The sequence below is a fragment of the Actinomadura sp. 3N508 genome (assembly GCF_044326375.1).
GTDB lineage: Bacteria > Actinomycetota > Actinomycetes > Streptosporangiales > Streptosporangiaceae > Spirillospora.
Genome location: NZ_JBIRAX010000008.1, coordinates 53,861 through 80,516 on the forward strand (window position 1 = coordinate 53,861; position 26,656 = coordinate 80,516).

Below are 26,656 nucleotides of genomic sequence, written 5' to 3' on the forward strand. Positions count from 1 at the left end.
CAACAGCACTGTGGCTGAGATGTTCTACGACGACGCCGCCGACCTGAGCGTGATCCAGGGCCGGCACGTGGCGATCATCGGTTACGGCAGCCAGGGGCACGCGCACGCGCTCTCCCTGCGCGACTCCGGCGTCGACGTGCGGGTCGGGCTCCGCGAGGGGTCGGCCAGCCGGGAGAAGGCGGAGTCGGAGGGGCTGCGCGTCGTCACCCCGGCGGAGGCGGCCGAGGAGGCCGACCTGATCATGCTGCTGGCCCCGGACCACCACCACCGGGAGATCTTCGAGAAGGACATCCGCCCGGCGCTGGTCGAGGGCGACGCGCTGTTCTTCGGCCACGGGTTCAGCATCCGGTACGACCTCGTCCAGCCGCCGGAGGGGGTGGACGTGGCGATGGTCGCGCCGAAGGGTCCGGGGCACCTCGTCCGCCGCCAGTTCGTCGCCGGGCGCGGCGTGCCGGTGATCGTGGCCGTGGAGAAGGACCCGTCCGGCAACGCCTGGCCGCTTGCCCTGTCCTACGCCAAGGCGATCGGCGGCCTGCGCGCGGGCGGCATCAGGACGACGTTCACCGAGGAGACCGAGACCGACCTGTTCGGCGAGCAGACCGTGCTGTGCGGCGGCGTCTCCGAGCTGATCAAGACGGGCTTCGAGGTGCTGACCGAGGCCGGCTACCAGCCGGAGGTCGCCTACTTCGAGGTCCTGCACGAGATGAAGCTGATCGTCGACCTGATGTACGAGGGCGGCGTGTCGAAGATGTACTGGTCGGTGTCCGACAACGCCGAGTACGGCGGCTACAGCCGCGGCCCGCGCGTGATCACGCCGGAGACCAAGGCCGCGATGAAGAAGATCCTCGGCGAGATCCAGTCCGGCCAGTACGCCAAGGAGCTGGTGGACGAGTTCGAGGGCGGCCAGAAGCAGTTCGGCAAGTACCGCGAGGAGCTCGCCGAGCACCCGATCGAGAAGACGGGCGCCGAGCTCCGCCCGATGATGAGCTGGCTCAGCGAGTAACCGTCCGTCCGCCGGCCCCTCTCGCGGCGTGCCGTCCTCACGCGAGCCGTGCAGGGCGGCACGCCGCGTTCATCGGGTGCGGCGGAAGCGGCGGAACCTGCTGCGCAGCGGCGGCCGGCCGACGGTCTCGGCGACGACCAGCGCCAGGTGGCCGCCCTTGGTGAAGTAGACCCTGACGTCCTTGGCGTCGGCGGTGCGCCGCTGCTCGACGGTCTTCAGATCCTCGCCGCGGACCGACCCGAAGCGGGCCTCGCGCGTCACGCCGAGGCTCGTCGCGGTGACGTGCACGTCCCAGCGTCCCGGCTCGACGACGGCGGGGTCGGCGACGGCCTCGAACGCGCCGGGACGTTCCTGGCGCGGCTCGGCGAGGAAGCCGTGCTCCCGCCCGGACGTCCGTTCCCGCAGGATGACGTCCACCGCGGTCCGGTCGGTCTCGACGCGCTGCAGCGCCGCGAAGCCGCGGATGCGGATCTTCCTGTTCTGCCAGGTGACGGCGTCCAGGTGGTGGTCGACGCCGACCTCGGTCGTGATGTCGGCGTCCTGGCGGGGGACGCCGCGCAGGTAGGGGTACATGGCGTAGATCCGCCCGCCGACCACGACCGCGCCCGCCAGCACGCCGTCCATCTCGTCGCTGATCAGCCGTTCCAGCTCGTCGTTCAGGCCGTGCTGGATGCAGAACGCCCTGAGCCGGACGGACGCGGGCAGCGCGGCGCGGGCGGCGTCGCTGAGCCCTTCCTCGCCGATGACGCGGCGGGTGCCCTCCACGAGGCGCTCGCGCTGGACGCGGTCGAGGCTCAGGTAGCGGTGGTCGTACACGCGCAGGACGTCGCGCAACACGCTGATGGTGCAGTCCGAGGACACGGTCTCTCCTGATTTCCGGGGATCAGTGGTCACGTTAAGGGTCCGAACGGTTGCGCACAGTGAAATCCGCCTGGCGTGTCGCCCCGATACATACTCGGTATTGCGGGGGGCATACGCGGTATGCATACTTGGTAGGTATGTCGATCCGTCATGGGCTGCTGGCACTCCTGTCCCAGGGGCCCCGCTATGGCTACCAACTGCGCGCCGAGTTCGAGTCGTCCACCGGCGCCACCTGGCCGCTCAACATCGGCCAGGTCTACTCCACGCTGTCCCGCCTCGAACGCGACGAGCTCGTCACCCGCGTCGGCGCCGACGACGAGGGCCGCTTCGTCTACCGGATCACCCCGGCGGGCGAGGCGGACGTGCGGCGGTGGTTCGCCACCCCGATCGTCCGCGCCGACCGGCCCCGCGACGAGCTGGCGATCAAGCTGGCGATGGCCGTCACCACGCCCGGCGTGGACGTCGCCGAGGTCGTCCAGACCCAGCGCGGCGCCACCCTGCGCGCCCTGCAGGACCTCACCCGGCTGAAGGCCGACGCGCCCGCCGTCCCCGCCGAGCAGGGCGACCGCGCGTGGCGGCTCGTCCTCGAATCCATGATCTTCCAGGCGGAGGCCGAGGTGCGCTGGCTCGACCACTGCGAGACCTACGTGGCCCGCGCACCGTCCCCGGCGCCTTCTCCGGCGTCCCCGCCCGCGCACGCCCCGGTGGAGACCGATGAGGAGGCACGCCGATGAGCCTGCTCGCCCTGCGGGACGTCTCCCGCGACCACGGGACCGGGCCCGCTCTCGTCCACGCACTCCGCGAGGTGACGCTCGACGTCGCCGCGGGGGAGTTCGTGGCCGTGATGGGGCCGTCCGGGTCCGGCAAGTCCACGCTGCTGACCCTCGCCGGCGGCCTCGACACGCCCACGTCGGGGCAGGTCGTGCTGGACGGCGCCGACATCGGCGCGCTCGGCCCGTCCGGACGGTCGGCGCTGCGCCGCCGCAGCGTCGGATACGTGTTCCAGGACCTCAACCTCATCCCGAGCCTGACCGCCGCCGAGAACGTCATGCTGCCCCGCGAGCTCGACGGCGTCCGCGCCCGCCGGGCCCGGCTCCAGGCGCGGGAGGCGCTCGCGGAGGTCGGCGTCGAGGAGCTGGCCGACCGGTTCCCGGACGAGATGTCCGGCGGCCAGCAGCAGCGCGTCGCCATCGCCCGCGCGCTGGTCGGCGACCGCCGGCTCGTCCTCGCCGACGAGCCGACCGGCGCGCTCGACAGCCACACCGGCGAGGACGTCATGCGCGTCCTGCGCGGCCGCTGCGACGCGGGCGCGTCCTGCTTAATGGTCACGCACGAGTCCAGGCACGCCGCCTGGGCGGACCGGGTCGTGTTCCTGCGCGACGGCCGGGTCGTCGACGCGACGCCCGCACGCACCGGCCCCGAGACCCTCCTCCAGGAGGCGCCGTGAACCGCTACCGATTCGCGTTGCGCATGGCCAGGCAGGACGCGCTGCGCGCCAAGGGCCGCACGGCGCTGATCCTCGCGATGATCGGGCTCCCGGTCGCGGCGATCGTCGCGCTCGCCGTCCTGTGGCGGACGGGCCAGGCCTCCGTGGAGGGCACCGGGGAGGTCACGGGACCGTCCGCCGCCGAGAGCGCCATCACCGCCATGGCGATCACGATGATCCTGCTGCAGGTCGTCCTCCTCGCGGGCCCGGCGCTAGTGGTGGACGCCCGCAGGCGGCGCCGCGACCTCGCGCTCGTCGCCGCGTCGGGCGGGTCGGACCGGCACCTGCGCGCCGTCGTCCTCGCGTCCGGCCTGCTCCTCGGCGGGATCGCCGCGGTGGGCGGGGCGGTCCTCGGGACCCTCGCGGCGGCGACCGCCCTGCCGATCCTGGAGGCCGTGGACGGCGAACCGCTCGGGCCGTTCCGCATGCCATGGGTCCAGGTCGTCGTGACGATGCTGCTCGGTGCCGGGAGCGGGGTGGCGGCCGCGCTGCTGCCCGCCGCGCAGGCCGCGCGGATGGACGTCACCGCCGCCCTCTCCGGCCGCCGCGACCCGCCCGGCCGGTCCCGGCGCGGATGGCCGATCGCCGGCGGCGTGCTCGTCCTCGCCGGGGTGGTGACGGCCCTCATGGGCGTCAGCCTCCTGCGCGAGTTCGGTGCCGCGTTCGGCGCGGTGGCGATCATCATCGGCCTGGTGCTGGCCTGCCCGTGGATCGTCGGGACGACCGGGCGGCTCGCGCCCCGGCTCCCGCTGCCGCTGCGGCTCGCCGTCCGGGACGGTGCCCGCAACCGCGCCCGCACCGCACCCGCCGTCGCCGCGATCACCGCGGCCGTCGCCGGGATCACCGCGCTGGCCATCGGGGGCGCCAGCGACTTCCGGCAGAGCCAGATGGAGTACCGGGCGACGCTGCCCATGGGGAGCACGCTCATCCGCGCGCCGGAGACCGGCGCGGACAAGCTTGAGCAGGCCGTCCGGCGCGACCTGCCCGGGCTTCCCCTCCTCCCGCTGAAGTCCCTGCCCGGGCCCGGCGGGACGTGCCTGAGCCGCGACGCGGCGCAGTGCCCGGCCCTCAGCTTCACCGCCCGCGATGACCCGACTACCTACGCCGTCCTCGTGGACAACGTGGTCGGGGGCTCCCGCGAGGCGCGCATGCTGCTCGGCCGCGACGACCCCGCCATCATCTCCGCCCTGGACGCCGGCAAGGTCGTGCTGTTCGGGGCCAAGCCCGCCAACGGCGCGACGACGACCGCCAGGGTGTTCGTCTGGGAGAACGACAGGCAGCGCACCGTCAGCCAGGTCGAGGGCCTGCCGGCGGTCGCCGGGAGCGGCGATCCGGGCGTGCACGCCATCATCCCGCCGCGGATCGCCGAGCGGATCGGCCTGCCCGTCCGGACGGAGGCGTTCGGGGTCGACCGCGCCGACCACCGCGTCACGAAGGCCGAGGAGGCACGGCTGGCCAAGGCCGTGACCCCCTTCAACCGGAACGTGGACGCCGTCTACGTCGAGCGCGGCTTCACCGAGTCATTCGGAGGAACCATGATTCTGCTGGCTTCCGTGGCGGGCGTGCTGGCGCTCGGCGGCGCGCTGATCGCCACGAGCCTGGCGACGGCCGACGCCAGGCCCGACCACGCGACCCTCGCCGCGGTCGGCTCCCGCCCGCTGACCTGGCGGTTGCTGACGATGGGGCAGGCGGCGTTCGTCGCCGGGCTCGGCTGCTGGCTCGGCATCGCGGGCGGGCTCGTCCCGGGTCTCGCGGTCGCGCGGCCGCTGACGAGCACGCCGGAGGAGACGGGCGTCGCCGAGCACGGCACGATCATCGACATCCCGTGGACGCTGCTGCTCGCCGTCGGCGTGCTCATCCCGCTCGCCGCGGCCCTCGTCGCCGGGACCTTCACCCGGAACCGCCTCACGATGACCCACCGCGTCCACTCCTAGGGCCTGGTCACCCTAGGAGTCGGCGGGCCTCCGGCCACGAGGTCGGCCACGTGCCGGGCGCTGCTGGTAGCGTCCGGCGCGTGGCTGAGGCGGTTGCGGTGGAGGGGCCTGCCGAGCAGGTCCCGGCGGGTGACGGGGGACGGTCCGGGCGCCGGCGGATGGCGCTCACGACGATGATCGCCGCGAGCGCCGTGCTGTACACGGCGTACTCGCTGATGCGGCTGCGGGCGTTCCGGGTGGGCAGCTACGACCTGGTCATCTTCGACCAGGCGATCCGCTCCTACAGCCGGTTCGAGTGGCCGGTCGCCATCGTGAAGGGCGTCCACAACGAGTTCGGGCCGGAGTTCTCCATTCTCGGCGACCATTTCTCGCCGATCCTCGTCCTGCTGGCACCGCTTTACTGGATCCACGACGGGCCGGAGACGCTGCTGGTCGCGCAGGCCGTCCTGCTCGCGCTCGCGATCGTGCCGATCTGGCGGTTCACCGAGCGCAGGCTCGGCGCCCGCGCCGCATACCTCGCCGCCGGTGCGTACGCACTGTCGTGGCCGATCGCCGAGGCGATCGCGTTCGACTTCCATGAGGTCGCGTTCGTCCCGCTGCTGTCGGCGCTGATGGTGGAGCGCCACGACGCCGGACGGCGGGGCCAGGCCGCAGTGGCGGCTTTCGTCCTGCTGCTGGTCAAGGAGGACATGGGGCTGCTGCTCACGGGCTTCGGCCTTTACCTGCTCACCCGCTACGAGACCCGGCCCAGGCGGCTGCGCGACCTGCTGCCGCGCGGCGACCGGCGGGCGGGGCTCGCCTACGCCGTCGTCGGGCTGGCCGCCACCTGGGCGAGCTCCCGCATGATCATCCCGGCGTTCGGCGGGGACGACGACTACTACTGGGCGTACGGGTCGCTCGGCCCGGACCTGCCCCACGCGGCCGTCCACGCGCTGACCCATCCGTGGGACGTCGTCGCCGTTCTCGGCACCCCGCCGCAGAAGGTTCTGACGATGGCGCTGGTCGTCCTACCGCTGCTGCTGCTTCCGCTGGCATCGCCGCTGACGCTGACCGCGCTGCCGCTGCTCGCCGAACGGATGCTCAACAGCCGCTTCAGCAACTGGTGGGAGCCGCACTACCACTACAACGCGTTCATCATCGCCGTCCTCGTCCTGGCGGCGGTGGACGGCGCGGTACGCCTGCGCGGCAGAATCCCAGCCCTGCGACGAGCCCCGTCCGCGCTCCCGGCGGCCGCGATCCTGGCCGCAATGATCGTCTGCGTGCCGTTCTTCGCCTACCGCCACCTCGCCGACCCGGCGCTGTGGGCGCGGAACGACCGGGCCCGCGCCGCGTCCGCCGCGGCCGCGCGGATCCCGGACGGCGCGCTCGTCGAGGCGGCCAACGGCGTCGGCCCCGCGCTGACGGACCGCGCCCGCGTCATGCTGTGGGACGGGCACTCGCGCGGCGCGCCCTGGGTCGTCGCCTACGTCGGGCGGCTGGAGTTCCCGTTCGCGAGCGCGGCCGACCAGCGGCGGCGGGTGGCGGAGCTGGAGGCGGCGGGCTACCGCGAGGTCTTCCGGCGGGACGGCTACATCGTGCTGCACCGCACGTCCGGGACCCGGGGCCCATGATAATCACGACATTTTGGACAGATTGTCCAGGTGACCGATCATCGAAGCACGGGTCAGAATGATAGTGAAGGAACTTACTAGGTAAATTCCTCTGTCGTTTTAGCGCTTCTTGCCTGATACTTGAGGAAAGCCGTGACGGCTGCGGCCGGCGCGGGGACCCCGCGCAAACACTCGTGCGACCGCCGCCGTGGCGGGTATTGGGGCGGAGAGCATGAGTGGTGTGATGCTGTTCAACAACAACAACGGAGGGTCACGGGCCGGAGGGGTAGCGAAAAGCACCCTCCGCGCGGGAATGCCGCGGGCAGCGTATTCCCGGATCCGCAATGCGGGCCATCGCATGAATTGCGGCGGGGAGTCGTGACGTGCCGGCGGACGAGGAGAAGGACGTCCGGCGCTGGGACAGCTGCGGCGAGGCCTGGATCGGCGTCCTGCGGCATGTCTGGAGTGCCGGCGAGGCCGGTCTCGAGGAGGGCGGCCCCATCATCGAGGGACCGCCGCTGCTGTTCGAGGTCACCTCGCTGAGCTGGGAGGACCCGATCCTCCACGAGCACGGCGACCGGACGCGGATCGTCCGGCGGGCGCAGGAGCGCACCCGCCGCACCGTCCGCGGGCGGTACTGGCCGCGGCTGCACGACCTCGAGGGCAACGACCAGATCCGCTGGGTCGTCGACCTGCTGCGCGCCAGGCCCTGGACGACCAGCGCCTGGATCTCGCTCACGATCCCCGGCGAGCCGGCGGACGGGCTGCCCAGCCTCACGGCGCTGTCCTTCCGCATCCGCGGCTACCGGCTGATCATGACGGCGATGTTCCGGTCGCAGAACGTCTACCGGGGCTACCTGACCTACATCCCGCTCCGCGAGGTGCAGGTCCAGGTCGCCGACGCGCTGGGGCTGCCCGCCGGGCCGCTGCGCGTGTACGTGGACGTCCCGCACGTCCACGTCGCCGACGCGGAGCAGGTCGCGTCCGTCCTGGTCGCGATGCCCGAGCCCAACGCGGCCTGACCGGCCGGACGCGGCCCGGCACGGCCTGACCGGCCCGGCCCGCACCGGCGGGGCGCCCGGCGGGCACCGGCCCAGACCGGACCGGACCGCCGGCCGCGAAAGCCGTGTACCGGGCCCCACCCTGCGCACGTTCCGGCCAAGCCGGACTTACCGGTAGGAGTCTCCCCGCCGCGAATGGCGTCCGCCCCCGGGAGATAGAATCGGCGCCTGGGGGCGAGGGCACGACGAGGTGACCCGAGACGTCACCTGCACGCACATCACACGGCCATCCACTTTCCTAAGGACTGTCTCCTTTGAGCAAGCCCGTCGTCCTCGTCGCAGAAGAACTCTCGCCCGCCGGCATCGCCGTGCTGGAAGCCGACTACGAGGTCCGCCACGTCGACGGCGCCGACCGCGCGCTGCTGCTGCCCGCCGTCGCCGACGTCGACGCGCTGATCGTGCGCAGCGCCACCAAGGTCACCGCCGAGGTGTTCCAGCACGCCGCCAAGCTGCGCGTCGTCGCCCGCGCCGGGGTCGGGCTCGACAACGTCGACGTGGAGGCCGCGACCAAGGCCGGCGTCATGGTCGTCAACGCGCCCACGTCCAACATCGTCACCGCCGCCGAGCACGCCATCGCGCTGCTGCTCGCCACCGCGCGGAACGTGCCGCAGGGCCACAGCGCCCTCAAGCAGGGCGAGTGGAAGCGGTCCAAGTACACCGGCGTCGAGCTGCAGGGCAAGACCGTCGGCGTGCTCGGCCTCGGCCGCATCGGCGTGCTCGTCGCGCAGCGCCTCGCCGCCTTCGACATGAACGTGATCGCGTTCGACCCCTACGTTCAGGCCGCCCGCGCCGCCCAGCTCGGCGTGAAACTCGTCACGCTGGACGAGCTGTTCGCCGAGTCCGACTTCATCACCGTCCACCTGCCGAAGACGCCCGAGACGCTCGGCCTGGTCGGCGACCGCGAGCTGCGGCAGGTGAAGCCGACCGTCCGGATCGTGAACGCCGCCCGCGGCGGCATCGTCGACGAGGGCGCGCTCGACCTCGCGCTGAAGGAGGGCCGCGTCGCCGGCGCCGGCATCGACGTGTTCAGCACCGAGCCGATGACCGACAGCCCGCTGTTCCACCACGACAGCGTCGTCGTCACCCCGCACCTCGGCGCCAGCACCCACGAGGCGCAGGAGAAGGCGGGCACGCAGGTCGCCCGGTCGGTGAAGCTCGCGCTGTCCGGCGAGTTCGTCCCGGACGCGGTCAACGTCCAGGGCGGCGCGGTCGCCGAAGACGTGAAGCCCGGCCTGCCGCTCGCCGAGAAGCTCGGCCGCATCTTCACCTCCCTCGCGGGCGGCGTCCCCGTCCGGCTCGACGTCGTCGTCCGCGGCGAGATCGCCGAGCACGACGTCAAGGTGCTCGAACTCGCCGCGCTCAAGGGCGTGTTCCTCGACGTGATCGAGGAGACGGTGACGTTCGTCAACGCGCCCCTCCTCGCCCGCGACCGCGGTGTCGAGGTCACCCTCACCACCAGCGAGGACAGCCCCGACTGGCGCAACGTCGTCCAGGTGCGCGGCACGATGTCCGACGGCGCCGTCGTGTCGGTGTCCGGCACGCTCACCGGCCCGAAGCACGCCGAGCGGATCATCGAGATCAACGGCTACAACATGGAGCTCGTCCCGACCGAGCACATGGCGTTCTTCTCCTACGTCGACCGGCCCGGCATCGTCGGCGCGGTCGGCAAGATCCTCGGCGACGAGCAGGTCAACATCGCGGGCATGCAGGTCGGCCGGGACGCCAAGGGCGGCAAGGCGCTGATCGCGCTGACCGTCGACTCGGCCATCCCGCCGCAGCTCGTCGACGCCATCCGCGCCGAGGTCGGCGCCGACATGGGCCGCCGGGTCGACCTCGAAGGCTGACGTTCCTATTCAATCTCGGCCCGGAGTGCTCGCCTGGCGGCTCGCACTCCGGGCCGAGATTGTGTGAGCGCTGCATCGCTTCGCGATCTGCCCGGAGAGGCTCGCCTCCAGCTTTGTCTCCCCGGCCAGGTAACGCGCTCACGCGACGACTGAGGACTCTCGCGTCTCACAGTGTGAGATTTTCCGCCACGGGTCGGGACAGCCCGCCGGACCGGGGGTAATCTCGCAGGTAGTCATGCGGCGCTTCGTAGTAATCCTTCGCTGCCGCAGCGGGGCCTGATCATCGGCAGGCCGGCACCCGCTGCGGAGGCTCTGCCTGGCCGTGAGTCCGATGCCTTCGCCGGACCGTGTGAACCACGTCTTCCCGGCGTCCCCACTGGTCTCAGCACAGCGACACGGAGCAAACCATCATGAACGACACCCTGAACAACACCGCGGCCGACGACGCCGAAGAAGAAGCAGCCCGCGCCCTGCAGGCCGCCCTGGACCGGCGTGCTGACTAGCGTTTCTCTCCGCCTTCGGCCCTAGAGGGCCTCCATCGTCGAGAAACGCGCGCGATCGCTGCATCGCTTCGGCTCGCCTGGCGGCTCGCTGCGCGATCAGGTTTCTCGCAGGCTCGAAACCTGCCTTCGGTCGCGATCGCAGGCGTTGAGGTCGTTGCGTGATCGCGGCGACGGCTGAGGTTGTTGCGGTGGGACACTGGGGGCTATGGCGCTCGATGTGGGTTCCGCCGAGGTTGCTCGGGTGCTTCGGGACGTGGCCCGGCTCGGGCAGTTCTTCGAGATCGGCGTTGGACCCGGCGGTCCCGGCTGGGAACCTTTTCCCGGTGCGGCCACCCGGTTCGGCGCGATGACCAGGGACTACGCCGAGCGGCTTAGGACCCGGGAGAAGCGGGTCGCGGGGTCGCTGGTCTTTCAGGGGCTCGCGGCCCGCATCTGGTCGCCGGTCGTCGCGGCCGGCTCGCGCGGGATCGTGCCCGACCTGGGCGGGCTGCGCTGGTACTGGGCGCCCGGCGAGGCGATCGCCTTCCGGCTGGACGAGCCGTCCGGGTGGCGGGCGGACGATGCCGCCGAGGCCGCCGCACTCATCCATCCCATGGTCGTCGACGGGCTCCTCAAGCCGCTTCGCGACGTGCTGTCGACCATCGTCGGGCTCGCGGAGGGCCTTGTCTGGGGCAACGCGGCCGCCGCCCTTGCCGGGAGCTTGAACGTGGGGGCGCCCGATCCCGCGCGGCGTGCCGTCGTCCGGGAGCTGCTCGCGCGGGAGCCGCTGGCCGCGGCGGGAGCGTTCGGGCCGGACGGGTACGTGCGGCGCAGTTGCTGCCTGTACTACCGCGTCCCGGGCGGCGGGATGTGCGGCGACTGTTCCCTGCTGAAACGGGACGTTCGTCCCGAAATATGAGATGAAAGCCCACGCACTGAGACGTTTGCAGTAGAGTGCGCGCATGGTTTCCCGCAGTGTTCGCCTGGCCGTCATCCCCGGAGACGGGATCGGTCCCGAGGTGGTCGCCGAAGGGCTGAAGGTCCTCGACGCCGTGTCGCCGTCCAGTGGTCTCGCGTTCGAGCGGACCTCCTACGACCTCGGCGCCGCCCGCTGGCACCGGACCGGCGAGACGCTGCCCGACTCGGTTCTGGACGAGCTGCGCGAGCAGGAGGTCATCCTGCTGGGCGCCGTCGGCGACCCGAGCGTGCCGAGCGGGACGCTGGAGCGCGGGCTGCTGCTGCGGGCCAGGTTCGAGCTGGACCACTTCGTCAACCTGCGCCCGGTGAAGCTGTTCCCGGGCGTCGCGACGGCGCTGGCGGGCGTGACGCCCGGCGACGTCGACATGGTCGTCGTCCGGGAGGGCACCGAGGGCCCCTACACCGGGGTCGGCGGCGTGCTGCGCAAGGGCACCCCGCACGAGGTCGCCACGCAGGAGAGCGTCAACACCGCCTACGGCGTCGAGCGGGTCGTCCGGTACGCGTTCGAGGTCGCCGCCTCGCGGCCCCGCAAGAAGCTCACGCTCGTCCACAAGGACAACGTCCTGACCTTCGCCGGGGAGCTGTACCAGCGCGTCCTCAAGCAGGTCGCGGCGGAGTACCCGCAGGTCACGACCGACTACTGCCATGTCGACGCGGCCACGATGTTCTTCGTGTCGCAGCCGCAGCGCTTCGACGTGATCGTCACCGACAACCTGTTCGGCGACATCATCACCGACCTCGGCGCCGCGATCGCCGGCGGGATCGGGCTCGCCGCGTCCGGCAACGTCAACCCCGCCCGCACCGCGCCGTCGATGTTCGAGCCGGTGCACGGCAGCGCCCCCGACATCGCCGGGCAGGGCAAGGCCGACCCGACCGCGACGATCCTGTCCGTCGCGATGCTGCTCGACCACATTGGCGCGGGCGAGGCCGCCCGCCGCGTCGAGCAGGCCGTCTCGGACGACCTCGCCGAGCGCGCCGCGCTCGGGGAGCGGTCCACGGCCCAGATCGGCGACGCGATCGCCAAGCGAGTATCCGGCTGAGGGCACGCCTCTCTGCCGGTCAGCGGAACAGAGAACTCCGGGCGTGCCCTCGCGGCGCGCCCGGTTTTCGCGTGCGCCGTGAGAACACTCTTCCTCTCCGGTTCGGTCCCCGCCGGAGGAAGATGTTCGGTGAAGGAGTCAGTCTGGACGAAGTACGACAATGGTGACGAGGAAGCCGATACGGCGATGGGGCCGTGCCGGCGATCCGCGAGAGGACGTGAACCGCGATGAGCGACACCCTGGACTTCGAGATCACGCGCACGGAGCGGCCCGCGACCGCCGCTGAACGTGAGCGCATCCTGGCCGATCCCGGCTGGGGCCGGTACTTCACCGATCACATGGTCACGATCCGGTACTCCGCGGACCGCGGCTGGCACGAGGCGAAGCTCGAGCCGTACGGGCCGATCCAGCTGGACCCGGCCAGCCAGGTGCTCCACTACGCCCAGGAGCTGTTCGAGGGCCTCAAGGCCTACAAGCAGCCGGACGGTTCCGTCGTCACCTTCCGGCCGTACATGAACGCGGCCCGGATGAACCGCTCCGCGCGCCGCATGGCGATGCCGGAGATCCCCGAGCAACTGTTCGTGGACGCGATCGAGACGCTCGTCCGCGCCGACAAGGACTGGGTGCCCGACGCCGAGGGCCACAGCCTCTACCTGCGCCCGTTCATGTTCGCGACCACCCGCGCGCTCGGCGTCAACAGCCCGGCGAACGAGTTCCTGTTCATGGTGATCGCGTCCCCGTCCGGCCTGTACTACCCGCGGGGCATCAAGCCGGTCTCGGTGTGGCTGTCGCAGGACTACACCCGCGCCGCGCCGGGCGGCACCGGCGAGGCCAAGACCGGCGGGAACTACGCGGCCTCGTTCGCGGGGCAGGCGCAGGCCGTCGCGGAGGGCTGCGACCAGGTCGTCTGGCTGGACGCGGTGGAGCACCGCTGGGTCGAGGAGGTCGGCTCGATGAACCTGCTGTTCGTCTACGGCTCCGGCACGCAGGCCCGCGTCCTCACGCCCGCGCTCACCGGGACGCTCCTCGCCGGCGTCACCCGCGACTCCGTCCTCAAGCTGGCCCCCGACCTCGGCGTCCCCGTCGAGGAGGGCAAGATCAGCATCGAGGAGTGGGAGGCGGGCTGCGCGTCCGGCGAGATCACCGAGGTGTTCGGCTGCGGCACCGCCGCGATCATCAGCCCGGTCGGCCGGGTCAAGGGCGCCGACCGCGAGTGGACGATCGGCGACGGTGAGCCCGGCGAGGTGTCGATGCGGCTGCGCGAGGCGCTGGTCGGCATCCAGTACGGCACCCGTCCCGACCCCTACGGCTGGATCCACAAGATCGTCTGACCGGCGGTACGAGCACGGCCCCGGCGCGCCACGTGCCGGGGCCGAGCCGTTTCACGGGATCCTCACGTCTCATTATCTGAGACAGATGTCCCACTAGTGGAAACCATGTGGCAGACTGGCGCTCATCATGCGCGACAGCCTCGTGATTATCGGCTGGCGCGCCGGCAGCAGCTAACGGGACAGCGCCGGCGCGCAGACCTCTCACGTCCGTGAGGGGTCTTTTTTGTGTCCTGGCGCAGCCCCTTGGGGGTACCACGCTATGCAAGGCGACGCATTCCACGTCTACGACACCACCCTGCGCGACGGCTCGCAGCAGGAGGGGCTCAACCTCTCCGTGCCCGACAAGCTCGCCATCGCGCGGCACCTTGACGACCTTGGCGTGGGCTTCATCGAGGGCGGCTGGCCCGGAGCCAACCCCAAGGACACCGAGTTCTTCAGGCGGGCTCGAACAGAGCTCGACCTGACGCATGCGCAGCTCACCGCGTTCGGCGCGACCCGCCGGGCCGGTGTGCGGGCCGCCGACGACCCTCAGGTTGCCGCGCTGCGCGACTCCGGCGCCTCTGTCGTGACCCTTGTCGCCAAGAGCCACGACAGGCACGTCGAGCTGGCCCTCCGCACCACCCTGGAGGAGAACCTCGCGATGATCCGCGACACGGTCTCCCACCTGCGTGCGGAGGGCCAACGAGTCTTCCTGGACGCCGAGCACTTCTTCGACGGCTACAAGGCCAACCGCGCCTACGCGCTGGAGGCCGTCCGCACCGCCGCCGAGGCGGGCGCGGACGTCGTCGCGCTGTGCGACACCAACGGCGGCATGCTGCCGGACGAGCTGGCCGACGTCGTCCACGACGTCGTGTCGCTCGGCGTCCGCGTCGGCATCCACTGCCACGACGACTCCGGCTGCGCGGTCGCGAACTCGCTCGCCGCCGTGAAGGCCGGGGCGACGCACGTCCAGGGCTGCGCGAACGGGTACGGCGAGCGCAGCGGCAACGCCAACCTGTTCACCGTCATCGGGAACCTGCAGCTCAAACGCGGGATGCCGCTGGTGTCGGACGCGCAGCTCGCCGAGATGACCCGGATCGCGCACTCCGTCTCCGAGGTCACCAACATCGCGCCCGGCTCGCAGCAGCCCTACGTGGGCGTGTCGGCGTTCGCGCACAAGGCGGGGCTGCACGCCTCCGCCGTCAAGGTCGACCCGGACCTGTACCAGCACATCGACCCGGCCGCCGTCGGCAACGACATGCGGATGCTGGTGTCGAGCATGGCCGGGCGCGCGTCCGTGGAGCTGAAGGGCCGCGAGCTGGGCTACGACCTGTCCGGCGAGAAGGCCAAGGCCGTCGTCGCCAAGGTCAAGGAGCTGGAGTCCGACGGCTACACCTTCGAGGCCGCGGACGCCTCGTTCGAGCTGCTGCTGCGCGAGGAGCTGACCGGCGTCCGGCAGCGGCACTTCGAGGTCGAGTCGTGGCGGTCGATCGTGGAGCGCCGCCCGGACGGCTCCATGGTCAGCGAGGCCACCGTCAAGCTGCACGCCAAGGGCGAGCGGATCATCGCCACGGGCGAGGGCAACGGCCCCGTCAACGCCCTCGACAACGCGCTCCGCATCGCGCTCGGCCGCCTCTACCCGGAGCTGGCGCGGCTGGAGCTGGTCGACTACAAGGTCCGCATCCTGGAGGGCGCGCACGGCACCGACGCCCGGACGCGGGTCCTCGTCGAGTCCGGGGACGGCGAACGCGAATGGGGCACGGTCGGCGTCGAGGACAACGTCATCGCCGCGTCCTGGCAGGCACTGGAGGAGGCCGTCACCTACTGCCTGCTCCGCGCCGGCCACGAGGCGGGCTAGCCGGGAATTCTTCCTGCTCGGCGGGCATTATCGGGGGCATGAGCACCGAGATCACCGACAACGCCGGGCAGAACCGCTACGAGATCAGGCTGGACGGCGAGCTCGCCGGATTCCTCGAGTACGAGATGGGGGAGGGCTCTCTGGCCCTCGTCCACACCGAGGTCGGGTCCGCGTTCGAGGGGAAGGGCGTCGGCGGCGCGCTCGCCCGAGGCGTCCTGGACGACGTCCGGGCGCGGGGCCTGTCGGTCGTGCCGGTGCCGATCTGCCCGTTCATCAAGAAGTGGATCGAAAGGCACCCGGACTACCAGGACCTCATGGCCGCCTGACGCCCGACGCCGGGCCGCGGGGCGCTCAGACGGCCCGGAGCCGCGCCTGCGCGGACGTGATGACGGTCTCGAAGACGAAGCCGGAGGTGACGAAGGCGAGGTCGGCGCCCGTGTCGGCGACCCGCCGCTTCACCGCGGGCGCGGCGGTTGCAGCGGCGCAGCGCCACGGCCAGGTGCGCGCCCACCTCTACACGCATGGTTCCACCCTGCCGCTCGTCACTCGCGCGGCCGAGGCCGCGACGGACTGTTCGACGGGCGGCGTCGCCCTGCTGCTCACCGCCGTGATCGGACGCCGCGCCGGGGCGCCCCCCGTCACCCTCGTCTGCGCCGTGGCCTCGTTCGCCGCCGTGGTGGGCCCGCGCCTGGGGCGCTTTCGCGCCTATGGTCCGGTCCGCGACGGCTGGGGTCCGATGGGTTGATGCTCATAGACGGCGTGTTTCCGCCATTGCCGGGGTGGCAGCGTAGAAATTTCGCCGAAAGTTGCTAAATCGGTGGCGGATTTCGGGTGGTGCGTCCACTATGAGAGCCGCACGACACGTGTGACGTTTCCACGTGCCGTATCTCAGCTGACCGACCTGCCGGAGTGATCGCATGCCTGTCCGACCCTGGAGCCCCGAGGACCTTGGGCGTCCGACGGACGGGACGTGGGCGGACGTGGCCTTCGGCCTCGGCGAGACCTACGAGCGCGAGGGCGACCTGGAGCAGGCCGCTGGCTGGTACCGGCGGGCCGCGGAGTCGGGCCGCGCGGACGCGGCGCTGCGGCTCGGTGCCGTGCTCGGCCTGCTGGCGGACGCGGACACCGCCGCGGGCTCGGCCGAGGACCTGCTCGCCGAGGCAACCCGCTGGCTCAGCGGGGCGCAGGACGCCACCACCCCCGACGCCATCGAGCTGATCACCGACATGCTCAACCGGCAGCTGCGGCAGGCGGCCCGCCGCGGGGTGGAACCCGCCCCGACCGGCTGACGGCCATCCGACTCCTCCCGGTTCGTCATGAACCGATGCCCCGTGCCCGTCGTCGGACTCCATGAGATCGAGGACAGGAGAAGGTGGACGAGTTGAGCGGCCAGGAGCCCGGGTACGTGCCCCCGGACCACAGGACCACCGCCGAGTTCCGCGTACCGGGGAGGGCCGCGGCCCCGCAGGCCGCCGCCGAGCCGGGACCGGAGGCGACCATCGTCGACGAGCCCGTGGACGATCTCATCGACCCCGGCGTGACCGCCCAGGACGTGACGCAGGTGGAGGAGCCGGCGGCCACGTTCACCGACGTCCCGGTCGACGACCTCGAGGACGCCCCGGAGGACGACCCGGAGGACGACCACGAGGTGCGGTCGTCCGTGACCGTCTCCGACATCCCCGTGCCGCCGAAGGTGGTGGCGCTTGAGAAGCCCGCCCAGGACGCCGATCCGGCCACGGTGCCCGACGAGGCTCCGGCGGCCGAGCAGGCGGCCATGCACGAGCAGGCGCCGCCCGCGTCGCCCGCGCCCGCCGAACCGCAGGCGGCGCGTCCCGGGACCCAGGACGGGCCGTGGACGGAGCAGTTCGGCGCTGAGGCGGAGTCGCCAGACCCCGGCCACGGGGCCGCGCCTCCCGCACCCGCACCCGCTCCGGCCCCGGTTCCTTCCACGACTCCGGCTTCTGGCCCGGCGCACGCGTACGTGCCGCCGCCTTCAGTGGAGGCGACCGCACCGGCGATGGCGCACGTCGCCTCGCCGTCCGGGGGAGTGCCCCCGTCCGGGCGGAGCCGCTCGGGACGTCGGGTGCTGCTGATCGCGCTGATCGGCCTGGTGCTGCTCCTCGCCATCGCCGCGGCCGCGGTGCTGCTGTACAACCGGGGCTCCGAGACGACGGGGAAGGCCACGCCGACACCGCCGGCTTCGGCGATCTCCCCTTCGGCGTCGCCCGGCGAGCCCGGCGGTCCGCCGCCGGACGGGGCGCCCACGACGCCTCCGGCGCCCACCGAGCCCGCGGGCGGGGTGCCGGGGCAGCCGCCCGCGACCCAGGCACCGGCCGCGCCGAGCGTGCCGATCGGCCCCGTGCTGGACGGCAATGGCATCACCTACGCGCTCGTCCAGCAGAGCCAGGGGTACTTCGAGGGCAGGATGGTCATCACCAACCGCACCGACCGGCCGATGCGGGCGTGGCGCCTCACGTTCCAGGTCCCCGGCGCGACCGTGAAGAACATCTGGGGCGCGCGGCTCGTCAAGGGCGGCGCGAACGCCGAGCTCAGGAACCTGGACGGCGCGCCCGCGATCCCGCCGGGCGGGACGTGGGACGTCCGGTTCGGCGCGTCGGGCGCGACGTCCACCCCGAAGGCCTGCCGGCTCAACGGCCGCTCCTGCGGTTTCTGAGGGCCCCGGCTTCAAAGGGGTTTCCGGGGCGCCGGGGACGTGTCCCTGGCATTGGCTAGGCTTTCGACCATGCGTATCGCCAGGTTCTCCACCGACGACGGCATGTCCTTCGGCGTGGTGGAGGAGAACACCGTCGCCGCCATCGCGGCCCACCCGTTCGGTGATCTGACGTTCACCGGGCAGCGGCTCCCGCTCGCCGACGTCCGGCTGCTCGCGCCGATCCTGCCCAGCAAGGTCATCGCGATCGGCAAGAACTACGCCGACCACGTCCGCGAGATGGGCGGTGCCGCGCCGCCCGCCGAGCCGGTGGTGTTCGCCAAGCCGTCCACCGCCGTGATCGGCCCGGGCGAGGCGATCGCCTACCCGCAGAAACTGTCCGAGCGGGTCGACTACGAGGGCGAGCTGGCCGTCGTCATCGGCCGGATGTGCCGCGAGGTCCCGGCGTCCCGCGCCGCCGAGGTCATCCTCGGCTACACGTGCGCGAACGACGTCACGGCCCGCGACCTCCAGGCGAAGGACGGGCAGTGGACGCGGGCCAAGGGCTTCGACACGTTCTGCCCGATCGGCCCGTGGATCGAGACGGAGGCCGACCCCGCCGACCTGGCCATCACCACGACCGTCAACGGCGAGGTCCGGCAGGACGCCCGCACCTCCCTGCTCCTGCACGACATCCCGGCGCTGGTCGAGTACGTCAGCCAGGTCATGACGCTGCTGCCCGGCGACGTCATCCTCACCGGCACGCCCGCCGGCGTCGGTCCGCTGGAGATCGGCGACGAGGTGACCGTCACCGTCGAGAACGTCGGCAGCCTGACCAACCGCGTCGTCGCCCGCGACTGAGGGGAACGCCATGGCGACCGGCTCCAGCGACCCCACCGGCTTCACCGGCTTCTCCGATGAGGCGTTCGCGTTCTACGAGGGTTTGCAGGCCGACAACAGCAAGGCGTACTGGACGGCTCACAAGGAAACGTACGAGCGCCACGTGCGCGAGCCCCTGGCGGAGCTGTGCGCCGAGCTGGAGGAGGAGTTCGGCGCGGTCAAGCTCTTCCGCCCATACCGGGACATCCGCTTCAGCAAGGACAAGACGCCGTACAAGACGCATCAGGGCGGCCACACGAGCGAGGGGTTCTACGTCCAGATCGACGCGGACGGGCTGATGGTCGCGGGCGGCATGTACGCGCCCTCACCCGACCAGCTCCGCCGCTACCGCGAAGCCGCCGCTTCCGACATCTACGGCCCGGAACTCCAGGCCATCGTGGACGACCTGCGCTCCGCCGGGCTGGAGATCGCGGGGGACCGGCTCAAGACCCGGCCGCGCGGCACGCCGGCGGACCATCCGCGCCTGGACCTCCTGCGCCACCGCTCCCTCTACGCCCACGAGGGCTGGCCCGCCGACCCGTGGATGGAGACGCCGGAGGTGGTGACGCGCGTCCGGGACTCGTGGCGCAAGCTACGCCCCCTCATCGACTGGGGCCAACGCCACATAGGCCCGGCCGAGGTCACCCGCTGAACGCGTCCGGCGGGATGCGGGCGCCGGTCTGGGGCGTCACGCCGTCCCAGTGCTCCACCTCGGCCATGGCCCATTCGGCCCAGCGCAGCAGCAACGCGTTCTGCTCCCGGTGGAACCTTGCCGACAGCGCGATCACGGGGAGCCGGTCCGGGTAGGGGCCGCCCTCCTCGTACTCGGACATCCTGGCCTCGGTGATGGCGACGCGCCGCTCGGCGTCGTCCCGGATCCGGCGCAGCGTGGTGCGCAGCTGCTCCAGATCGCCGTGGTCGGCGAAGGCGACCTTGAGCATCGCCTCGAACTCCATCACGGGCCCGGCGCCGGGCTCGTCCATCCACTGCCTGAGACTCGCCCGTCCCTCGTCGGTGATCTCGTAGACCGTGCTCTTGCGCCGTCCCGTGTACTCGGTGCGCGACCGGGCGAGCCCGTGCTCGACCAGCTTCTTCGGCTCCTCGTAGAGGACGCTCGCCGCGCGCGGCCACACCGTCTGCAGGGAGCGTTTCATCTGCTCCTTGAGCTCGTAGGTCGTCCAGGGGCGGACGGCCAGCAACGACAGGATCGCGTAGGACGTCGTCGTCAGTTCCCTCGCCATGGGGCTTGACGATACTCCGATCCAGAGTATTCTCGATACTCCGAACCGGAGTAAAGGAGTGCGCATGCCGCCGCCATCGGTCACCGGCCTCTCCCACTTATCCCTCTCCGTCACCGACCGTGACAAGAGCGTGCAGTGGTACGGGGACGTCCTCGGCTTCACCCCCTTCTACGTGCAGGACGACGACCGCTGGCTGGAGACGATCTGCATCCTCTCCGACGGCCTCACCGTCCTCGGCCTCGTCCAGCACCGGGACGCCGCCGGCCCCTTCGACCACCGCCGCGCAGGCCTCGACCATCTCGCCTTCGCCGTCACGGACCGCGCGGCCCTCGACGACTGGTACACCCGCCTGACCGAACTCGGCGTCACCTGCTCGCCGGTCGCCGAGACGCCCTTCGGGCCCGTCCTGTGCTTCCGCGACCCCGACGATATCCAGCTCGAACTCTTCGCCATCGAATCCACCGACCCGCCGAGGGACCCGCCTGCGGACCGGCCCATGGACCAACCCGGATGACGGCTCGCCGGGCCGGAGTGCACGGGGGCCCGGCCCGGCGAGCCGTCCGCGCCAATCGTTTTGGTCGCAGTCCCAAGGTCCTGTATTCTCATCGAGGCGCGAGCGACCCAGCCCTCACCGGCACGGGCGCCCGTACCTCCCTGGGGTATGGTGTAATCGGCAGCACGAGTGATTCTGGTTCACTTAGTCTAGGTTCGAGTCCTGGTACCCCAGCTGCGTCCGCCTTACGCGGACACACGCCCCCGTCGTCTAGTGGCCTAGGACGCCGCCCTCTCAAGGCGGTAACGGCGGTTCGAATCCGCTCGGGGGTACTCCTACTCGTCGGGCCTTGCCCGCCTTCGCGGGGCCTTGTGTCTATCTGGGGGGCGACCCCCAGACCCCCGATGTGGGGGCTCCGCCCCCACGCCCCTCTCCGGTTGCGGTTCTTGCTCTTTAGGCTGGGGTTCGGGCATTCTGCATCGTCCAAGGACCTGGGAAACCCGGTCGAGGTGGTGGGCGGTGTCCGGTAGGGTGGGTGGGGTCCGAGCGGGAGATCGCTTGGGTGCACGGTCCGGCCCCCGTCGTCTAGTGGCCTAGGACGCCGCCCTCTCAAGGCGGTAACGGCGGTTCGAATCCGCTCGGGGGTACGCCAGGACGCAGCCGCAGATCATCTGATCTGCGGTTTTTGTTTTGTGGACGGTCAGCTTCGCGCGGCCTCGTTCTCGGCCTCCGCCGGGGCGAATGCGGCACGGCTGACATCGCGTTCCAGAGTGGCCGACTGGTAGCCGTACGTTTCCATCGCGTCCACCCGGATGACCAGGCAGAACTGTTCGGGATTCTCCAGCGACCCGGCCAGTTCGCGGTGGCGGCGTTGCAGGAAGTGGACGGCGGCGCGGTTGGTGAGTGCGGTCTGCCCGCAAATGAGGAAGACCGGTCGGGAGTCGGGATCCGGCCGGAACTTGGCCACCAGCGCCCGTGCCCGCTGACCGTGCTCGAGCCGGAATCTCTCACCGCCGACCACGTACGCCATCGAGTCTTCGTCGTGACTGACGGGCATGATGGTGACACCGGGCAGGTGCGCGGCCAGATGCCCGCCGGTTCGCGGATTGGACCCGCCGGACGGGGCGCCGATGCAGAATTCGGTGCTGGAGCCGTTGCTCTCCCGGAACTCCCGAGCCTGGCGGATGGTGACGGGGCTGCCCAGTTCCCGCGCGAGCATCGCGATCTCGACGAGCGCGTGGACGTCGTCCTGGGCCGTGGTGCCGGGCTTGTTGTACTTGTCGTTCATCACCACGACACATGGCGCCCCGCCTCCAAGGCCGAAGAAAGCGGCCTTCCGGTTCAGCGTTCGCGCCTGCCTCGCGCGGTTCAGCAGCCATACGCCTCCGCCGCTCAGGACACTGGTCACCAGGCCGATCAGGACGTTGAGCAGCGCAGCCGACATAGGTCCTTCCCCAAGGCTCGCCTGCCCGCCCGAAGATTGGCGGCGACTGGACGGATCCAGGTAAAGGCAAGCCTATTGCACGACGATGTTGTTTTCCGTCCCACGATCGATCGGGCCCCGTGCTCGACGATCGCGTCGGGTCGCTGATTAGGGCGGAGGTGGCCCCAGGAGGTCCCACCGGTTGCCTGCTATGTCGACGAACACGGCGACCTGCCCATAAGGCTCGGTGCGGGGCGCGGTCACGAAATCGACGCCCGCGGCCTTCATGCGCTGGTGGGCCTCGTCGAAGTCATCGACCCGGAGGAAGAATCCGACGCGGCCCGCGACCTGCTCTCCGACGACGGCGGACTGGCGGTCGCCGTCCGCGCGGGCCAGCAGGATTCCGGTCTCGGCGCCCGGCGGACGGACGACCACCCACCGTTTGGGACGGCCGTCGCCGGTGCGCGACGGCGAGTCCTCGACCAGCTCGAAGCCCAGGGCACCGGTGAAGAACTCGATGGCTGGGTCGTAGTCGTCCACAACGATCGCGATCAGGTCGAGCCGCATCCCATCAGATTAGAGAACGTCCTCCGCGGTCGTCCGCCACCAAGCCATCTAACAACGGAGGAACTGGTGTCTCTGTCCAGGTGTGGTCTATAGAGTTCTCCTGTTCATTCCGAGAGTTAAGGCTTGGTGCTTATCCGGGGATGCCAACGACGAGATGGACTTCCTGGAAGCAGAACGGCGGCTGCTGACCTTGTCTCGTTCCCCCGATGACGTTCCGTTGATCCAGGTACGCGGCGTAACGAGGTCCTACCGGTCGGACGTGGAGACGGTATGGGCTGCCAGAGACGTCGATTTCGTCGCCTACCCAGGTGATTTCGTGTGCGTCTTCGGCGCCAGCGGCTCAGGCAAGTCCACCTTGCTGAATCTGCTGGCGGGCCTGGATTTCGCCGAGGCCGGCGAGATCCAGGTCGGGAACGTCGATGTGCGGAAGGCCGACGAGAAAGAGCGCGCCCGGCTGCGGCTGCACACGGTCGGAATGGTGTTCCAGGACCATCAGCTGATCGAGGAGTTCACCGCCGTGGAGAACGTCGCCCTGCCCGCCGAGGCACTTGGCGCGTCGGCGTCCGCGGCACGTGAGGAGGCCATGAGGCGGCTGGCCAGGGTCGGGCTGACCGGGCTGGAGGATCGGCTCCCGGGCCAGATGTCAGGAGGCCAGCGGCAGCGGGTGGGGATGGCTCGCGCGCTGATGGGCGACCGCGAGATCCTGCTGGGGGACGAACCGACCGGTTCGCTGGACTCGGAGTCCACGCTGGGGCTGTTCAAGACGATCAGGACCCTGTGCGACGAAGGAACCCTCGCCGTGATCTGCTCCCACGACGCACGGTGTCAGGCCTTCGCCGACGTTTGTTTCGAGATGGTGGACGGCCGGCTCATCCCGCAGGGCCCGGACGGCGGTCGCACCGCGTGAAGATCGCGAAAGGTGACCGCAACCGCTTGGGCCTCACCGTCCGGCTCGCCACCCGGTTCAGCCGGTCGCGTGCGCTGGCGCGGTCGACGTCGATCATGTTCCTGGTCGCGCTGTTCCTCATGGCGATGTACGTCACGCTGGGCACGCTCTCGCTGTCGGGCCGGCAGGTGGCCGAGCGCGACCTCGGACGTTACGGGGCGTCGGCCGGGTACGGCAGCCTCACGCTCCGACCGGGCGACGAGTCCTTTCTCCATGAGGTGACCGACCGGCTGCGGCGGGCCGGGATCTCCGATGCCGAGGTGATGCTGTCGACAGACCTCCAGGTGGCGACCACGCCCGTGCGCGATGTCGCCCTGGTCCAGGCCGATTGGAGCGGCCGTCCCTATGGGGGCGGCTACCGGCTGTTGTCGGGCCGCTGGCCGAGCGCTCCGGGCGAGGTGGTGGTGACCGAACCCGACGATCTGCATGCCCGGCCGGGCGGGACCCTGCCGGTGATGGGCGGGCAGGCACGGCTGCGGGTCGTGGGAACCGCCGACGACCGCTACGCACATACCAGCAACGTCTTGGCCGCCCCGGCGACATGGGCGGCCTTCCCCCCGAGCCTCGCCGGTGACTTCCCGGACTTCCGGGCGCAGCCGTACGTCATGTGGTCGGGTCGGTCCACCGACCGCGTCATCGCGGCGGTCACCGCCGAGGTCGCCGAACGGCGCGGCGACGGGGGCGATCCCGACGCCGTCGCGGCCACGGTGATGACCCGCGACCAGCTTGCTTCGCAGCCGGAGAAGAGCTGGATCGATCGTTCCCCCGCGGGATATACGGTGCCGTCGGTGCTGCTGCCCCTCGGGGCGATGTTCCTGGTCTTCGGAATCCGCCATCGGCGTTTCCGCCAGACGCTGACCGTTCTGCGAGCAGTGGGAGTCAGCCCGGCGATCGGCGTCGCCAGTCTCACGCTGGCCACCCTGCTCTGGGCGCTCGGCGCCGTCGTCGTAGGCGGCGCCTTGGGGACCGGCATCGGGGCACTGGCACGAATGGTCATCAGCCAGGTTCGCGACGAGGCGTCCGGCCCCATCGCCGGGCTGGCCACGGCCTGGCTTCGGCTGGCGGCAGTGGTCATCATCGGTGCTGTCTGTGCTGGTGTGGCTCTGGGACGTACCGGGCACACCGCACGGCAGGGCACTAACACCAGGGCATCCTCGCCCTCGCTTCCTGTGCCGGAGAGCCGCCGGCGCCGGTTCGGACGTGATGCCCGGCATGTGCTGACCGCTGTCGCGTGGGCGGCGGTCATCCTCGTCGCCGCCCAGGTTGATTCCCCAGCCGAGGCAATGATGCTGAGCGGCGTACTGACGGTCGCCGTCCTGCTGATGATCCCCGATGTCGTCGCACATTCGTTGAGGACGCTCCCCGAACGAGGACCGCGCGAACGGCTGGCTCTGCGCCAACTGGCCTCCGACTCCCAGCGTGTCAGTGCCGCCGTCGCCATTCTGACGGTGCTCACCGGGGCCTCACTGGGGTACGTCACGCTGCTCAACACCATCGTGCGAACCCTCGACGAGCAGGCCCATTCCGATGTGCACCCCGGCCAGGTGCTCGTCACCGACCCCAACCAGGCGGTGAAACCGCCACCGCAGCGGGTCGACGAGCTGGTGAAGGCTTCCGTACCCCCGGGGACTCGGCGCTTCCAACTCCGGTACTTGATCACCATGGCGGAGGCCGGTGCCGCGGGTCGCTCCATCAACCGTCAAGGGTCGGACCTCAGCATCCTCGCGGTCGACTCCGATGACCAGATCGAACACCTCGTCGGCCATGCCCTCACGCCTTCCCAGCACCGAACTCTTCGTTCCGGTGGACTGCTGATCTGGTCGGACTCCGACGGGGCGTCCCCTGGCCGCAACGCACAGATCCCACTGGACATCCGCTCCGGCGACACGGTCCTGGGCCGCACGCCGCCGCTGCCGGTGGCCACGGCCGACGTCGCGCCCGCCGGCTGGCGGGACGGCACCGGCGGAGTCCTGCTCACCTCTCGCGCCCGTCAACTGCGCCTGCCGATCTCCGGCGGAGCGGTCATGTACTCACGGTTGACCCAGCCTCAGGCCGACGCCCTTTACAAGAAGGTCGCCGATGCGGGCCTGAACGCCAAAGCCGTCAAGGTCTACACACCCCCACCGCCGGTCATCCCACACGCGGGCCTGGTGGCCACCGCAGTGGGCCTGGTGGTGCTGGTGCTCCTGGCAAGCCTCACCGCCACCCGCGCTCAAACGCGTGCACTACGCCGTTACCTGGGCCAGCTGGTCAGTATCGGACTGCCGACGTCGTGGGCTCGACAGGTCCTGCTCTACCAGCATGGTTTCATCATCACTCTCAGTACCCTGCTCGGTGCCTTCATCGCCATCACGCCGGTTCTGGTGGTCACCGTTCGGATTTCCGGATTCGCCTTGAGTATTCCCTGGAGCCAGCTCCTTGTCCTCACAGGAGCGATCTATCTTGCCGTCCTCCTGGCCGCGCTCCAGTCCATCAAGAATCTCCGAGCGAACGACCTCCGCTCGACGGATCCATAGCCCGGGCCATTAGGGAACGGCCGGAGGTGTGCGGGTCTCGGGGATTGTCACTGGGCGGAGGTAACGTCGTGGGGCATGGCTTATCGATCGGCTTTCCCCATGCTGGCCTGCGATGATCTGCAGAGCTCGCTTGAGTTCTACCGCGATGCACTCGGCTTCCAGGAGACCTACCGGTTCGAGGAGCACGGGACGACGACATTCGTCGCACTGCAACTGGGCGACGGCTCGTCCATCGGCCTGGGCGTGGTGCCGGACGGCGGCGCGGGCATTCACGGGCTGCCGCAGCGACCGATCTCCGGGCGTTTCTTCGAGCTGTGCGTGTACTGCGACGACGTCGACTCCTCGGTCGAAGAGCTGGCCGCTCTCGGGCATCCGGTGCTGGTGCCGCCCGCCGACACTCCCTGGGGTGAACGCATCGCCTATGTCGCCGACCCCGACGGACACCCGGTAATGGTGACGTCCAAGAAGGCATGAGCGAGAGCGCACCGGATGCGG

Annotated in this window: 25 protein-coding genes and 3 tRNA genes; 24 read left to right on the forward strand and 4 right to left on the reverse strand. The window is 70.9% G+C overall.

The window, feature by feature from the left end; genetic code table 11:
* Positions 1-19 precede the first annotated feature (19 nt).
* Positions 20-1,003, forward strand: coding sequence for a ketol-acid reductoisomerase (gene ilvC / locus ACH34S_RS26660; RefSeq protein ID WP_395955545.1), 984 nt, complete (start codon positions 20-22; stop codon positions 1,001-1,003).
* A gap of 69 nt (positions 1,004-1,072) precedes the next feature.
* On the opposite strand, the gene ACH34S_RS26665 is transcribed toward ilvC, so the two are convergent.
* Complete coding sequence (locus ACH34S_RS26665; protein WP_395955546.1) at positions 1,073-1,864, reverse strand: hypothetical protein; 792 nt, start codon at positions 1,862-1,864, stop codon at positions 1,073-1,075.
* Between the two features lie 137 nt (positions 1,865-2,001).
* Between ACH34S_RS26665 and ACH34S_RS26670 the strand changes: the two genes are divergently transcribed.
* From ACH34S_RS26670 to ACH34S_RS26745, 16 genes are all read left to right on the forward strand, one after another.
* Entirely contained in the window at positions 2,002-2,598 is a 597-nt protein-coding gene (locus ACH34S_RS26670) for a PadR family transcriptional regulator (protein WP_395955547.1), read from the forward strand.
* Positions 2,595-3,311 carry an ABC transporter ATP-binding protein gene (locus ACH34S_RS26675; RefSeq protein ID WP_395955548.1) on the forward strand — a complete coding sequence of 239 codons (717 nt, stop codon included), beginning with the start codon at positions 2,595-2,597 and terminating at the stop codon, positions 3,309-3,311. The genes ACH34S_RS26670 and ACH34S_RS26675 overlap by 4 nt, the downstream gene beginning before the upstream one ends.
* Positions 3,308-5,284: an FtsX-like permease family protein gene (locus ACH34S_RS26680; protein WP_395955549.1), complete on the forward strand. Its 1,977-nt coding sequence runs from the start codon at positions 3,308-3,310 to the stop codon at positions 5,282-5,284. Before ACH34S_RS26675 ends, ACH34S_RS26680 begins: the two co-directional genes overlap by 4 nt.
* Before the next feature lie 80 nt (positions 5,285-5,364).
* Complete coding sequence (locus ACH34S_RS26685) at positions 5,365-6,894, forward strand: DUF2079 domain-containing protein (RefSeq protein WP_395955550.1); 1,530 nt, start codon at positions 5,365-5,367, stop codon at positions 6,892-6,894.
* Positions 6,895-7,256: 362 nt separating this feature from the next.
* The gene (locus tag ACH34S_RS26690) at positions 7,257-7,895 is read left to right on the forward strand and encodes a hypothetical protein (RefSeq protein ID WP_395955551.1); all 639 of its coding nucleotides are present in this window, start codon (positions 7,257-7,259) and stop codon (positions 7,893-7,895) included.
* A gap of 293 nt (positions 7,896-8,188) precedes the next feature.
* On the forward strand, positions 8,189-9,778 hold the full coding sequence (serA, locus tag ACH34S_RS26695; protein ID WP_395955552.1) for a phosphoglycerate dehydrogenase: 1,590 nt from the start codon (positions 8,189-8,191) through the stop codon (positions 9,776-9,778).
* A 708-nt stretch (positions 9,779-10,486) separates the two neighbouring features.
* A complete protein-coding gene (locus ACH34S_RS26700; protein WP_395955553.1) occupies positions 10,487-11,179 on the forward strand; it encodes a (2Fe-2S)-binding protein in 693 nt (230 codons plus the stop codon).
* Positions 11,180-11,222: 43 nt separating this feature from the next.
* Complete coding sequence (locus ACH34S_RS26705) at positions 11,223-12,278, forward strand: 3-isopropylmalate dehydrogenase (RefSeq protein WP_395955554.1); 1,056 nt, start codon at positions 11,223-11,225, stop codon at positions 12,276-12,278.
* 227 nt (positions 12,279-12,505) lie between these two features.
* A complete protein-coding gene (locus tag ACH34S_RS26710; protein ID WP_395955555.1) occupies positions 12,506-13,609 on the forward strand; it encodes a branched-chain amino acid aminotransferase in 1,104 nt (367 codons plus the stop codon).
* A gap of 259 nt (positions 13,610-13,868) precedes the next feature.
* Positions 13,869-15,446 (forward strand): citramalate synthase, encoded by a 1,578-nt coding sequence (gene cimA / locus ACH34S_RS26715; protein WP_395955556.1) that lies wholly within the window; start codon positions 13,869-13,871, stop codon positions 15,444-15,446.
* A 38-nt stretch (positions 15,447-15,484) separates the two neighbouring features.
* On the forward strand, positions 15,485-15,772 hold the full coding sequence (locus tag ACH34S_RS26720) for a GNAT family N-acetyltransferase (protein WP_395955557.1): 288 nt from the start codon (positions 15,485-15,487) through the stop codon (positions 15,770-15,772).
* 59 nt (positions 15,773-15,831) lie between these two features.
* On the forward strand, positions 15,832-16,191 hold the full coding sequence (locus ACH34S_RS26725; RefSeq protein WP_395955558.1) for a hypothetical protein: 360 nt from the start codon (positions 15,832-15,834) through the stop codon (positions 16,189-16,191).
* A 172-nt stretch (positions 16,192-16,363) separates the two neighbouring features.
* Positions 16,364-16,735 (forward strand): tol-pal system YbgF family protein, encoded by a 372-nt coding sequence (locus ACH34S_RS26730; RefSeq protein ID WP_395955559.1) that lies wholly within the window; start codon positions 16,364-16,366, stop codon positions 16,733-16,735.
* Between the two features lie 83 nt (positions 16,736-16,818).
* Positions 16,819-18,120, forward strand: coding sequence for a cellulose binding domain-containing protein (locus ACH34S_RS26735; RefSeq protein ID WP_395955560.1), 1,302 nt, complete (start codon positions 16,819-16,821; stop codon positions 18,118-18,120).
* A 69-nt stretch (positions 18,121-18,189) separates the two neighbouring features.
* The gene (locus ACH34S_RS26740; RefSeq protein ID WP_395955561.1) at positions 18,190-18,957 is read left to right on the forward strand and encodes a fumarylacetoacetate hydrolase family protein; all 768 of its coding nucleotides are present in this window, start codon (positions 18,190-18,192) and stop codon (positions 18,955-18,957) included.
* Positions 18,958-18,967: 10 nt separating this feature from the next.
* A complete protein-coding gene (locus tag ACH34S_RS26745; protein WP_395955562.1) occupies positions 18,968-19,627 on the forward strand; it encodes a DUF2461 domain-containing protein in 660 nt (219 codons plus the stop codon).
* Here the strand turns inward: ACH34S_RS26745 and ACH34S_RS26750 are convergent.
* Complete coding sequence (locus tag ACH34S_RS26750; protein ID WP_395955563.1) at positions 19,617-20,216, reverse strand: PadR family transcriptional regulator; 600 nt, start codon at positions 20,214-20,216, stop codon at positions 19,617-19,619. The two genes, ACH34S_RS26745 and ACH34S_RS26750, sit on opposite strands and share 11 nt — an antisense overlap.
* A gap of 64 nt (positions 20,217-20,280) precedes the next feature.
* Between ACH34S_RS26750 and ACH34S_RS26755 the strand changes: the two genes are divergently transcribed.
* The 4 genes from ACH34S_RS26755 (at position 20,281) to ACH34S_RS26770 (ending at position 21,356) form a co-directional block, all read left to right on the forward strand.
* Complete coding sequence (locus ACH34S_RS26755; protein WP_395955564.1) at positions 20,281-20,730, forward strand: VOC family protein; 450 nt, start codon at positions 20,281-20,283, stop codon at positions 20,728-20,730.
* A gap of 141 nt (positions 20,731-20,871) precedes the next feature.
* A tRNA-Gln gene (locus tag ACH34S_RS26760) sits at positions 20,872-20,943 on the forward strand.
* 25 nt (positions 20,944-20,968) lie between these two features.
* A tRNA-Glu gene (locus ACH34S_RS26765) sits at positions 20,969-21,041 on the forward strand.
* A gap of 242 nt (positions 21,042-21,283) precedes the next feature.
* Positions 21,284-21,356 (forward strand) — tRNA-Glu (locus tag ACH34S_RS26770).
* A 53-nt stretch (positions 21,357-21,409) separates the two neighbouring features.
* Here ACH34S_RS26770 and ACH34S_RS26775 read toward each other — a convergent pair.
* Positions 21,410-22,153 carry a hypothetical protein gene (locus tag ACH34S_RS26775; RefSeq protein ID WP_395955565.1) on the reverse strand — a complete coding sequence of 248 codons (744 nt, stop codon included), beginning with the start codon at positions 22,151-22,153 and terminating at the stop codon, positions 21,410-21,412.
* A gap of 147 nt (positions 22,154-22,300) precedes the next feature.
* Complete coding sequence (locus tag ACH34S_RS26780) at positions 22,301-22,699, reverse strand: VOC family protein (RefSeq protein ID WP_395955566.1); 399 nt, start codon at positions 22,697-22,699, stop codon at positions 22,301-22,303.
* A 154-nt stretch (positions 22,700-22,853) separates the two neighbouring features.
* On the opposite strand from ACH34S_RS26780, the gene ACH34S_RS26785 reads away from it, so the two are divergent.
* The 3 genes from ACH34S_RS26785 to ACH34S_RS26795 all read left to right on the forward strand — a co-directional run bounded on the left by ACH34S_RS26785 (position 22,854) and on the right by ACH34S_RS26795 (position 26,635).
* A complete protein-coding gene (locus ACH34S_RS26785; RefSeq protein WP_395955567.1) occupies positions 22,854-23,606 on the forward strand; it encodes an ABC transporter ATP-binding protein in 753 nt (250 codons plus the stop codon).
* Positions 23,603-26,161, forward strand: coding sequence for a hypothetical protein (locus tag ACH34S_RS26790; RefSeq protein WP_395955568.1), 2,559 nt, complete (start codon positions 23,603-23,605; stop codon positions 26,159-26,161). Before ACH34S_RS26785 ends, ACH34S_RS26790 begins: the two co-directional genes overlap by 4 nt.
* A gap of 75 nt (positions 26,162-26,236) precedes the next feature.
* Positions 26,237-26,635, forward strand: a complete 399-nt coding sequence (locus ACH34S_RS26795) for a VOC family protein (RefSeq protein ID WP_395955569.1) — start codon at positions 26,237-26,239, stop codon at positions 26,633-26,635.
* The last annotated feature ends 21 nt before the right edge of the window (positions 26,636-26,656 follow it).